This window comes from Bradyrhizobium sp. cf659 (assembly GCF_900113725.1).
In the GTDB taxonomy this organism is placed as follows: domain Bacteria; phylum Pseudomonadota; class Alphaproteobacteria; order Rhizobiales; family Xanthobacteraceae; genus Bradyrhizobium.
Genome location: NZ_FOQJ01000005.1, coordinates 332,192 through 344,090, shown reverse-complemented (window position 1 = coordinate 344,090; position 11,899 = coordinate 332,192). Strand labels below are relative to the sequence as shown.

Sequence of the window (11,899 nt, the reverse complement as noted above, 5' to 3'; positions counted from 1 at the left end):
CATTCGGGTCAAGCCGATATAAGCATGCTGGCGGAAAGCGAAAATGCCGCCTCGTCGTCAGTGCGAGCGCCGCGAAGCAATCCAGGAATGCCCCCGCGGAGACAGTCTGGATTGCTTCGCTACGCTCGCAATGATGGTGGAGAGAGCGGTTCCACCAAAGACCCAGTCGCTCGCGGAGACGGATCGGTTATGAAAGTCATCGGCCTTGCAGGCTGGAGCGGTGCGGGCAAGACCACGCTCTTGACGCGGCTGATCCCGCATTTCAGCGCGCAGGGCCTGCGCGTCTCCGTCATCAAGCATGCGCACCACCAGTTCGACGTCGACGTGCCCGGCAAGGATTCCTGGCGCCATCGCGAGGCGGGTGCCGCCGAGGTGCTGGTTGCCTCGTCAAGCCGCTGGGCTCTGATGCACGAACTGCGCGGGGCCACGGAGCCGCGGCTGCCGGAACTCCTGAGCAAGCTGTCTGCGGTCGATCTCGTCGTGGTCGAGGGTTTCAAGCGCGAGCCGCACCGCAAGATCGAGGTCTATCGTGCCGGCAACGGCAAGCCGTTGCTGTTTCCCGACGATCCCGGAATTGCCGGGATCGCGACCGATGCCCCGATTGACACCCGGCTGCCGACCGTCCATCTCGACGATATCCCGGCCGCGGCGGCTTTGCTGCTGCGTGCGGCGATGCCGGTCGAGGAAGCGGTCGCGAAAAGCGTTGCGATGCGCTGACGAGGCACCATGGCGCAACTGTCTGACGATTGCTTTGCCTTTGGCGGACCGATGATGTCGGTCGACGAGGCCGTTGGTCTGATCACGACGCGCGTCAACGCGATTGCCGATGTCGAAACCGTGGCGCTGGTCGATGCGGACGGGCGCGTGCTGGCCCGAGACATCGCCGCGCCCCTGCCGTTACCACCCTTCACCAATTCCGCTGTCGACGGCTATGCCGTGCGCAATGCCGATCTTCCGGACAGCGCGGAACGGGCGTTCCCGCTCGATGGCCGCATCCAGGCCGGCGGCCTTGTTCAGGCGCCGATCAGGCCCGGCCACACCGCGCGCATCTTTACCGGCGCGCCGATGCCGCCGGATGCCGGGACCGTCTTCATGCAGGAGGATGTCCGCATCGATGATTCCGGCAAGGTCGTGCTGCCGCCAGGGCTGAAACCAGGCGCCAATGTCCGCCCTGCCGGCGAGGACATTCCCGAAGGGCAGGTCGCGCTGCGCGCCGGCCAGCGGCTGCGGCCACAGCATGTCGCGCTTGCCGCGGCGTTCGGCCTTGTCAGGCTCGACGTCGTCAGGCGCATCCGCGTTGCGGTGTTCTCGACCGGCGACGAGCTGGCGTCGCCGGGCGAGCCGCGCGCCGCCTCGCAGCTGTTCGACTCCAACCGCTTCATGCTGATGGCGATGCTGCGCCGGCTCGGCTGCGAGGTCAGCGATCTCGGCATCTTGCGTGACGAGCGGACCTCGCTTGCCGACGGCTTGAAACAGGTCGCAGGCGCCCACGACCTGATCCTCACCACCGGCGGCGTCTCGACCGGTGAGGAGGATCACGTCAAGGCGGCGGTCGAGAGCATCGGCTCGCTGGTGCTGTGGCGGATGGCGATCAAGCCCGGCCGTCCGGTGGCGATGGGCATCATCGGCGGCACGCCGCTGATCGGCCTGCCCGGCAATCCCGTCGCGAGTTTCGTCACCTTCGTCCATGTGGTGCGGCCGACGGTGCTGGCGTTGATGGGTGGTTTGTCGGAACCGCTGTTGCCGATCCCGGTGCGTGCGGCGTTCGCTTACAAGAAGAAGATCGGCCGCCGCGAATATGTTCGTGCCTCGTTGCGGCGGGGAGAAGACGGCGCGCTGGAGGCAATCAAGTTCCCGCGCGAAGGCGCCGGGCTGTTGTCGTCGTTGGTCGAGACCGACGGCCTCGTCGAGCTCGGCGAGGACATCACGCGGGTCGAGCCGGGACAGAGCGTAGGTTTCCTGCCCTATGCCGATCTGCTCTGACCGGTTGCGTTGACGCCACGCACCGGCCCCGCCATGTTGCGCCCATGACCAGAACCACCCTCGATCTCACCGGGCTGAAATGCCCGCTGCCCGCCCTGAAGACACGCAAGGCGCTCAAACCGTTGCAGCCGGGCGATCAGCTCGAGGTGTACTGCACCGATCCCCTGTCGGTGATCGACATTCCGAACCTGATTCGCGAGACCGGCGACACGGTGGAGATCACCGAGCGCAACGACGCGCGCATCGTGTTCTTGATAGAAAAGACAAATGGTCCGATAGGCAACGCCAATGGTGCGCCGCGTTCTTGAGCGCGTTACCGCGGTGATACCGACCTTTTGTCTATCGACATCGATCATGGCTTCTGCCCAAATTGACTTTCTCCGTGCGGGCGCGGAGGTTGAGTCTTGTCTGCGATACGCGGATCACCGGGCCAAACACGAAGCCTGTACGTTGTATCGGGCATAGAGCCCTGCTCGAGGGGTTAACTTTTCGAAGGCGCGTGACCGATCCTGGCGCGCGCCGGATGACTATGCGGGGCAGCGGGGACACTGGCTGCACCGTGAATGGCTGAGGATCAGGATCTTAGCGGCAGGCCGCTCAGAAGGGCGGCTGAGGGGAGGACTGTATGTCGACTATTGAGAGCGCTGGAACGATATCGGGCGCTGGCTCTGGCTTTCTTGATCGTGAGCGGACCATCGCGACCGCCGGGTTCAATCGCTGGCTGGTGCCGCCGGCTGCGCTCTGCATCCATCTCTGCATCGGCATGGCCTACGGCTTCTCGGTGTTCTGGCTGCCGCTGTCGCGCGCGATCGGGTTGAATGCGCCGAAGGCGTGCCCCGACATCTCGCTGTTCCAGGAGTTGTTCTCCACCACCTGCGACTGGAAAGTCGCGAGCCTGGGCTGGATGTACACGCTGTTCTTCGTGCTGCTCGGCGTTTCGGCCGCGATCTGGGGCGGCTGGCTCGAGCGGGTCGGTCCGCGCAAGGCCGGCTTCGTTGCCGCGTTGTGCTGGTGCGGCGGCCTGTTTCTCGGCGCGATCGGCATCTACACCCACCAACTCTGGTTGATGTGGCTAGGTTCGGGCGTGATCGGGGGCATCGGCCTTGGCCTTGGCTATATCTCGCCGGTGTCGACGCTGGTGAAGTGGTTTCCGGACCGCCGCGGAATGGCGACCGGCATGGCCATCATGGGCTTCGGCGGCGGCGCCATGATCGGCGCGCCGCTGGCGAACCTCTTGATGAACTACTTCAAGACCCCGACGTCGGTCGGCGTCTGGGAGACCTTCGTCGCGATGGGCGTCATCTACTTCGTGTTCATGATGATCGGCGCGTTCCGCTATCGCTTGCCGCCGCCCGGCTGGCAGCCGGAAGGCTGGACCCCGCCGTCCAAGGCCAACGCGATGATCTCGAAGAACAACGTTCATCTCAACGACGCACACAAGACGCCGCAGTTCTGGCTGATCTGGTGGGTGCTCTGCCTGAACGTGTCGGCGGGTATCGGCGTGATCGGCATGGCGTCGCCGATGCTCCAGGAGATCTTCGCCGGCAAGCTGATCGGCCTGCCGGACGTCGGCTTCAACGCGCTCGATGCCGGGCAGAAGGCGCAGATCGCCGCGATCGCCGCGGGCTTCGCCGGATTGCTGTCGCTGTTCAACATCGGCGGCCGCTTCTTCTGGGCGTCGCTGTCGGACAAGATCGGACGCAAGAACACCTACTACACCTTCTTCATCCTCGGCATCGTGCTCTATGCGCTGGCGCCGACCTTTGCGGCGATGGGCTCGAAGCTGCTCTTCGTGCTCGGCTTCGGCATCATCCTGTCGATGTATGGCGGCGGCTTCGCGACCGTGCCGGCCTATCTCGCCGACATGTTCGGCACGCAGTTCGTCGGCGCCATCCACGGCCGGCTGCTGACGGCATGGTCCACCGCGGGCATCATCGGCCCCGTCGTGGTCAACTACATCCGCGAGTTCCAGCTCGCGGCCGGCGTGCCGCGCGACCAGCTCTACAACACCACCATGTACATCCTGTGCGCGATGCTGATCGCGGGCCTGATCTGCAACTACCTGATCAAGCCGGTCGATTCGAAGTGGCACATGAAGGAGGCCGATGTCGCCAAGTTGCAGGCGGCGAGCGCCAGCGCCGCCGCGGCGGGGCCGCACGGCTCCTACGGCATCGGGTTTGGCGGGCTTGACGCCAAGGCGGCGCTGTTCTGGGCCTTCGTCGGCATTCCCTTAGCTTGGGGTGTCTGGAAGACGCTGGAGAGCGCGGTCAAGATATTCTGATCGCTATCAAGACAGCCGCGGGATGCTCATCATCGGCGTCCCGCGGCGTTCGCCTTTCAGACATCATCGAGACTGGGACTTAAGGGGATTTAAATGCTTCGCACCCGAATTTGCCTTGCGGCCGTGTTGCTGGTCGCCGGCCTTCATGCCGCGTCCGCGCAGACCGCAGCGGCGCCTGCCACCACAGCACCGGCCGCGACGACGGAGGCCAAGCCGGGCAAGATCAAGCTCACCATGCAGAAGCTGAAGGACATGAAGGCGAAGTGGTCCGCCAACAAGCCGAAGCTCAAGGCCTGCCGCGCCGACGTGAAGTCCAAGGGCCTCGCGGGCGACGACCGCTGGTTCTACATCGAGGAGTGCATGAACAAGACCTGAGGTCGGGTTCCACGAACAGTTCGAGGTAAGGGGCGTGGGGCTTGTTGGCCGCATGCCCCTTAAATGCTTATCGGAATGGATGAATTCTCTTGGCATCTGGTATGCCAAGAGCTAGACTTGGACGCATTCTAAAGAAGGTTGACGAGACTCATCGATGAGCCATGACGTGCACGAGGTCCGCTCGTTCGAACATCCGGGCGAGGGACGGAAGCGAGCCAAGGCCACGCCCAAGGGGCGGCAGGTCGATCCCACCGCCGCGCACGAGATCGAGCAGTTGCTCGGCGATCGCCCGCGGCGGCGCGACCTCCTGATCGAATATCTCCACCTGATCCAGGACAAATATCACCAGATCTCGGCGGCGCATCTTGCCGCGCTTGCCGACGAGATGAAGCTCGCTTTCGCCGAGGTGTTCGAGACCGCGACTTTCTACGCGCATTTCGACATCGTGAAGGAAGGTGAGCCTGATATCGCGCCGCTGACGATCCGCGTCTGCGATTCACTGACCTGTGCGATGCTCGGGGCCGAGAAGCTGCTCGCGGATTTGCAGAGCACGTCGGGTCCCGGCATCCGCGTCGTGCGCGCGCCCTGCGTCGGCCGCTGCGACACCGCACCTGCCGCGGAAGTCGGACACAACTTCGTCGATCATGCGACCGTCGCCAATGTGATGGCGGCGGCGAAGGCCGGCGACACCCACGCGCATCTGCCCAAATATATCGACTACGACGCCTATGTCGCGGGCGGCGGCTACAAGCTGCTCAATCGCGTTCGTTCGGGTGAATTGCCGAAGGATGATCTGCTGAAGGCGCTCGACGACGCCTCGCTGCGCGGTCTCGGCGGCGCCGGCTTCCCGACGGGTCGCAAATGGCGCGCGGTGCTGGGCGAGCCCGCCCCGCGGCTGATGGCGATCAACGGCGACGAGGGCGAGCCCGGCACGTTCAAGGATCGCGTCTATCTCGAAAGCGATCCGCATCGCTTCATCGAGGGCATGCTGATCGGCGCGCATGTGGTGCAGGCCTCCGACGTCTACATCTATCTGCGCGACGAATATCCGGCCTCGCGCGAGATCCTGGAGCGCGAGATCGCGAAGCTGCCGCCGGATGGCCCGACGCTGCACATGCGCCGTGGCGCCGGCGCCTATATCTGCGGCGAGGAATCTTCGCTGCTCGAGAGCATCGAGGGCAAGCGCGGCCTGCCCCGGCACAAGCCGCCTTATCCATTCCAGGTCGGCCTGTTCGGCCTGCCGACGCTGATCAACAACATTGAGACGCTGTGGTGGGTGCGCGACATCGTCGAGAAGGGCGCCGATTGGTGGAAGGGCCACGGCCGCCACGAGCGTCACGGCCTGCGCAGCTTCTCGGTCTCTGGCCGCGTCAAAAATCCCGGCATGAAGCTCGCGCCGTCAGGCATCACCGTGCGCGAGCTGATCGACGAATATTGCGGCGGCATGGCCGACGGCCACACCTTCTACGCCTACCTGCCGGGCGGCGCGTCCGGCGGCATTTTGCCGGCATCGATGGACGACATTCCGCTCGATTTCGGCACGCTGGAGAAATACGGCTGCTTCATCGGCTCGGCCGCGATCGTGATCCTGTCGCAGAAGGACAGCGTGCGCGCCGCCGCGCTCAACCTGATGAAGTTCTTCGAGGACGAGAGCTGCGGCCAGTGCACGCCGTGCCGCGTCGGAACCCAGAAGGCGGCGCTGCTGATGCAGAAGCCGGTCTGGAACCGCGCCTTGCTGGAAGAATTGAGCCAGGCGATGCGCGATGCCTCGATTTGCGGGCTCGGACAGGCGGCATCGAATCCGCTTGCCACCGTGATCAAATATTTCCCTGACGAGTTCAAGGAAGCGGCCGAATGACCAAAATCACGTTCGAGCTCGACGGCAAGCAGGTCGAGGCAAGTCCCGGCGAGACCATCTGGCAGGTCGCAAAACGCCAGGGCCGCGACATTCCGCATCTGTGCTACTCGCCGGCGCCCGATTATCGCCCCGACGGCAATTGCCGCGCCTGCATGGTCGAGATCGAGGGCGAGCGCGTGCTCGCCGCATCCTGCAAGCGCACGCCGTCGGTCGGCATGAAGGTGAAGACCGAAAGTGCGCGCGCGGTTTCGGCGCAGAAGATGGTGATGGAGCTGCTCGTCGCCGACCAGCCGGCGCGCGAGACCTCGCACGATCCGGATTCGAAGTTCTGGCATTGGGCCGAGGCCACCGGCGTCACCGAGAGCCGCTTTCCCGCCGCCGAGCGCTGGGCGACCGACGCCAGTCATCCGGCGATGCGCGTCAATCTCGATGCCTGCATCCAGTGCGGCCTGTGCGTGCGCGCCTGCCGCGAGGTCCAGGTCAACGACGTCATCGGCATGGCCTACCGCAATCATGGCTCGAAGATCGTGTTCGACTTCGACGATCCCATGGGCGAGTCCACCTGCGTCGCCTGCGGCGAATGCGTGCAGGCCTGCCCGACCGGCGCGTTGATGCCGGCCGTGATGCTCGACGAGAAGCAGACCCGCGTCACCTATGCCGACAGGAAGGTGGACTCGCTCTGCCCGTTCTGCGGCGTCGGCTGCCAGGTCACCTATGAGGTCAAGGACGAGAAGGTGATCTATGCGGAGGGCCGTGACGGTCCCGCCAACCGCAACCGTCTCTGCGTCAAGGGCCGCTTCGGCTTCGACTACATCCACCATCCGCATCGCCTGACCAAGCCGCTGGTGCGGCTGCCCAATGCGAAGAAGGATGCCAACGACCAGGTCGATCCGGCCAATCCCTTCACCCATTTCCGCGAAGCGAGCTGGGAGGAAGCGCTCGACATCGCCGCCAAGGGTCTCGTCAAGATCCGCGACACCAATGGCGTGAAGGCGCTGGCCGGCTTCGGCTCGGCCAAGGGCTCGAACGAAGAGGCCTATCTGTTCCAGAAGCTGGTGCGCACCGGTTTCGGCTCCAACAATGTCGACCACTGCACCCGGCTCTGCCACGCCTCGTCGGTGGCGGCGCTGTTCGAAGGTCTCAGCTCGGGCGCGGTGTCGGCGCCGTTCTCCGCGGCGATGGACGCCGAGGTGATCATCGTGATCGGCGCCAACCCGACCGTGAACCATCCGGTCGCCGCGACCTTCATCAAGAACGCGGTCAAGCAGAATGGCGCCAAGCTGTTCGTGATGGACCCACGCCGGCAGACGCTGTCGCGCCACGCGACCAAGCATCTGCAGTTCAAGCCCGGCTCCGACGTCGCCATGCTGAACGCGATGATCAACACGATCATCACGGAAGGCCTGACCGACGACCAGTACATCGCCGGCTACACCGAGGGCTTTGAGGACCTCAAGGAGAAGATCAAGGAATTCACGCCGGAGAAGATGGAGACGATCTGCGGCATCCCGGCGCAAACGCTGCGCGAGGTTGCGCGCACCTATGCGCGGGCAAAGTCGTCGATCATCTTCTGGGGCATGGGCATCAGCCAGCATGTCCACGGCACCGACAATGCGCGCTGCCTGATTGCGCTGGCGTTGATCACCGGCCAGGTCGGCCGCCCCGGCACCGGCCTGCATCCGCTGCGCGGCCAGAACAACGTCCAGGGTGCCTCCGACGCCGGCCTGATCCCGATGTTCCTGCCGGACTACCAGCCGGTCGGCCGCGACGACTTGCGCGGCGCCTTCGAGAAGCTGTGGCAGCAGGATCTCGATCCCGTGCGCGGCCTCACGGTGGTCGAGATCATGAACGCGATCCATGCCGGCGAGATCAAGGGCATGTATATCGAGGGCGAGAATCCCGCGATGTCGGACCCCGATCTCCAGCATGCGCGCCACGCGCTCGCCATGCTCGATCATCTCGTGGTGCAGGATCTCTTCGTCACCGAGACCGCGTTCCACGCCGACGTCATCCTGCCGGCCTCGGCCTTCGCCGAGAAGGACGGCTCCTTCACCAACACCGATCGCCGCGTGCAGCTCGCGCGCCAGGTGGTCAAGCCGCCGGGCGATGCGCGGCAGGATCTCTGGATCATCCAGGAGATCGGCAAGCGCATGGGCCTGCCGTGGAATTATGCCGGCCCCGGCGAGGTCTACACCGAGATGGCAGAGCTCATGCCGTCGCTCAAGAACATCAGCTGGGAACGGCTGGTGCGCGAAGGTGCCGTCACCTATCCGGCGGACGATCCGAACAAGCCGGGCAACGAGATCATCTTCACCACCGGCTTCCCGACCGCGAGCGGGCGCGGCAAGATCGTGCCGGCCCACGTCATCCCGCCGGACGAGCTTCCCGACGCCGAATATCCGATGGTGCTCTCGACCGGCCGCGTGCTTGAGCATTGGCACACCGGCTCGATGACCCGCCGCGCGCAGGTGCTCGACCAGATCGAGCCGGAGGCGGTCGCCTTCATGAGCCCGAAGGACATGCACAAGAAGCAGCTCGCGCCGGGCGACTTCATTCGCCTGGAGACCCGCCGCGGCGCCGTCGAGGTCAAGGTCCGCTCGGATCGCGACGTGCCGGAGAACATGGTGTTCATGCCGTTCTGCTACGCGGAAGCGGCTGCGAACCTCCTGACCAACCCGGCGCTCGATCCGTTCGGCAAGATTCCGGAATTCAAGTTCTGCGCGGTCAGAGCCGAGCGCGCCGAGATGCGGGACGCGGCGGAGTAGGCGCTAGTCGCACTCCGTGGTTTTTGACGCGACAAGAAGGCCAAACCCTCGGTGTCGTCCTGGCGAAAGCCAGGACCCATACCGCGTGATCTATCGATTGGGATTGGTGATGGTACCGCGCACCACGAATCTTCGCCAAACGCCTCCCTGGGGTAATGGGTCCTGGCTTTCGCCAGGACGACGGCTGAGGGCGCGACCCCAGGCACTTCGCTCCTCGCAGCGGCGGTGGTAAACATCGCCCATGTCCAAGGTCACTCCCGCCACACGTGCGCTCGCGGCCGCCGGTGTTGCCTTCACCGTGCACGCTTACGACTATGATCCCGATGCCGAGAGCATCGGGCTCCAGGCCGCCGCCGCGCTTGGCGAGAATCCCGCGCGCGTCCTGAAGACGCTGATGGCGCTCGTCGACGGCAAGCCGGTCTGCGTGATCGTTCCGTCCGACCAGGAAGTCTCGATGAAGAAGCTCGCCGCGGCGGCGAGCGGCAAGTCGGCGCAGATGATGAAACCGCCGGAGGCAGAGCGCGTGACCGGCTTCAAGGTCGGCGGCATCAGCCCGTTCGGGCAGCGCAAGCCCGTGCGCACCGTGATCGAGCAGAGCGCGCTCGCGCATGACTACGTCTATCTCAATGGCGGCCAGCGCGGACTGCAGGTGCGGCTCAAGCCCGCCGACGTCCGGGATGTCTCCAAGGCGGTCGTCGCGGATGTGCTGGCGTGAAGGCGACGGAGCGGGATCATGAGGCGGGCCCGGCTGCTGTGGCTCGCGGCTCTGCTCGGCGCCTGCTTTTCCGCTGAGGCGCATCAGGTCAACCTCGCGACGGCGCGCGTGGCGCTGACCGGCGATCGCACGGTGACCGTCGAGCTGGGATTGAAAGGCAGCGACGTCGATCGCCTGATCGGCACGAAGATTTATGATGCGAGGCAGGATGCGGTCGATCCGGCCGCGGTCGAAGCGGCCAGGACTGCCATCCTTGCCTATCTCGACGGGCATCTGGCCGTGACAGCCGGCGGCACGGCTTGCGCGCCAGGTGTTGCGGCGATCCTCCCGGATGATGATGGCGTCGTCTATCGCAACAGTTTCGCCTGCGCGAACACGGCCGGCGATATCGTCTATCGCTCCACCGTGCTGACCGAGAAGGACAGGGCCGCGCGTCAGGTGGTGCTGATCGCGCAGGGCAGGTCCGAGGCGCAGGCCCTGCTCGACGCCGGCAACACGACGGTCACGCTCTCGACGGCGCCGCCATCGCTGTCCTCGACCATGCAGCGCTATCTCGTCGCCGGCATCGAGCACATCTTCCTCGGCTACGATCATGTCGCGTTTCTGGTCGCAGTCATGCTCTGGGCACGCCGGCTTGTTCCGGTCATCAAGATCGTTACCGCCTTCACCATCGCCCATTCCATGACGTTGTCGCTGGCGGCGTTGAATGTCCTCGTCATCCCGGGCCGCACCGTGGAGCCTGCGATCGCGGCCTCGATCGTGTTCGTGGCGGTGGAGAATTTTGTCTCGCGCGATATCGACAAGCGCTGGCGCGTGGCCTTTCTGTTCGGCCTGATCCACGGCTTCGGCTTTGCCGGCGCGCTTCGGGAGATCGGCTTGCCGCCGAATGCCATCGTCCCGGCGCAGGCCGCCTTCAACGTCGGCGTCGAGATCGGGCAGATTGCGATCGTTGCGGTCATGCTGCCGATGCTCGGCCTGTTGGACCGGCTGACCAGTGCCGGCCGGACCGAGCCGGTGCGAACTGCGAAGCTCGTCTACACGGTGTCCGCAATCATCAGCCTGCTCGGTGGCTATTGGCTGCTGACGCGCGTGTTCGAGGCGTGATCGGGCGGACGATCGGCCTATTGCTTCTGCAACAATTTCAGCCGGCAGCGCAGCGCCTCGCGGATGTGTGCGCGCGCGAGCCGTTCGGCCCTGTCGCCGTCGCGCGCGGCGATCGCGTCGATGATGGCCTGGTGCTCGCCGTGGCTGGTCGTGGGACGTCCCGTCACCGTGAAGGTGGTCGGGCCGAGCAGGGCGATCCAGTCCTGTAGTTCGCGGGAGGCGTTGTCGAGATAGCGGTTGCGCGCGGCGCGGCAGATCGCCTCGTGGAAGGCGCGGTTGAGCCTTGCCATCTCGGTGGCGTCGGTCTCGGACGCCTCGACAAAGGTCTGCTCGATGTCCCTGAGCGCGTCGATCTCCGTCGCCGAGGCGTGCTCCGCGGCCAGGCGCGCGGCGGCGCCTTCCATGATCTCGCGCATGGCGTAGAGCTCGAGCACCTCGGAAATATCGAGGTTGCGGACGATCAGGCCGCGGCCGCCGGCGGGCTCGACGAAGCCGCGCGCGGCGAGGCGGCCCAGCGCTTCGCGAACCGGCGTGCGACTGACCTTCAGCCGCTGTGCCACCTCCTCCTCCCGCAGGCGATCGCCCGCGCGGTAGCTGCCGGCCTGGAGCGCTTCGCACAGTGAGCGGAACACGGCTTCGCCCAGCGCGACGCCCGCGCCGCGCGCGATCGATCCTGCCTTTGCCGGGCGTCTGGTCATGCATCCTCGAAGCGCCAAGCGCATCCTGCCCATGCAGAGATGCCGCTTGCGCAGTTTCTGTATATCTTTGTATACAAAAGTACGCAATGGCGGACCGGTTGACCGAGGCCGCCGGCGGGC

At 65.4% G+C, this 11,899-nt stretch carries 10 protein-coding genes; 9 read left to right on the top strand and 1 reads right to left on the bottom strand.

Annotated elements, in window-relative coordinates:
- Window positions 1-189 precede the first annotated feature (189 nt).
- From mobB to BM118_RS23575, 9 genes are all read left to right on the top strand, one after another.
- Window positions 190-717 (top strand): molybdopterin-guanine dinucleotide biosynthesis protein B, encoded by a 528-nt coding sequence (gene mobB, locus BM118_RS23615; RefSeq protein ID WP_092187875.1) that lies wholly within the window; start codon window positions 190-192, stop codon window positions 715-717.
- A 9-nt stretch (window positions 718-726) separates the two neighbouring features.
- Window positions 727-1,983 (top strand): molybdopterin molybdotransferase MoeA, encoded by a 1,257-nt coding sequence (locus BM118_RS23610; RefSeq protein ID WP_092187874.1) that lies wholly within the window; start codon window positions 727-729, stop codon window positions 1,981-1,983.
- 44 nt (window positions 1,984-2,027) lie between these two features.
- Window positions 2,028-2,291, top strand: a complete 264-nt coding sequence (locus BM118_RS23605) for a sulfurtransferase TusA family protein (protein ID WP_027549445.1) — start codon at window positions 2,028-2,030, stop codon at window positions 2,289-2,291.
- 317 nt (window positions 2,292-2,608) lie between these two features.
- Window positions 2,609-4,264 (top strand): OFA family MFS transporter, encoded by a 1,656-nt coding sequence (locus BM118_RS23600; protein ID WP_092187873.1) that lies wholly within the window; start codon window positions 2,609-2,611, stop codon window positions 4,262-4,264.
- Window positions 4,265-4,357: 93 nt separating this feature from the next.
- Window positions 4,358-4,639, top strand: coding sequence for a hypothetical protein (locus BM118_RS23595; protein ID WP_011085103.1), 282 nt, complete (start codon window positions 4,358-4,360; stop codon window positions 4,637-4,639).
- A gap of 154 nt (window positions 4,640-4,793) precedes the next feature.
- Window positions 4,794-6,497, top strand: a complete 1,704-nt coding sequence (locus BM118_RS23590; RefSeq protein WP_092187872.1) for an NADH-ubiquinone oxidoreductase-F iron-sulfur binding region domain-containing protein — start codon at window positions 4,794-4,796, stop codon at window positions 6,495-6,497.
- Complete coding sequence (gene fdhF, locus BM118_RS23585; RefSeq protein ID WP_092187871.1) at window positions 6,494-9,262, top strand: formate dehydrogenase subunit alpha; 2,769 nt, start codon at window positions 6,494-6,496, stop codon at window positions 9,260-9,262. The genes BM118_RS23590 and fdhF overlap by 4 nt, the downstream gene beginning before the upstream one ends.
- Before the next feature lie 241 nt (window positions 9,263-9,503).
- Window positions 9,504-9,977 (top strand): Cys-tRNA(Pro) deacylase, encoded by a 474-nt coding sequence (ybaK, locus tag BM118_RS23580; RefSeq protein ID WP_092187870.1) that lies wholly within the window; start codon window positions 9,504-9,506, stop codon window positions 9,975-9,977.
- Window positions 9,978-9,995: 18 nt separating this feature from the next.
- Window positions 9,996-11,081, top strand: a complete 1,086-nt coding sequence (locus tag BM118_RS23575) for a HupE/UreJ family protein (protein WP_092187869.1) — start codon at window positions 9,996-9,998, stop codon at window positions 11,079-11,081.
- A 17-nt stretch (window positions 11,082-11,098) separates the two neighbouring features.
- On the opposite strand, the gene BM118_RS23570 is transcribed toward BM118_RS23575, so the two are convergent.
- Complete coding sequence (locus BM118_RS23570) at window positions 11,099-11,779, bottom strand: GntR family transcriptional regulator (protein ID WP_177234618.1); 681 nt, start codon at window positions 11,777-11,779, stop codon at window positions 11,099-11,101.
- Window positions 11,780-11,899: the final 120 nt, after the last annotated feature.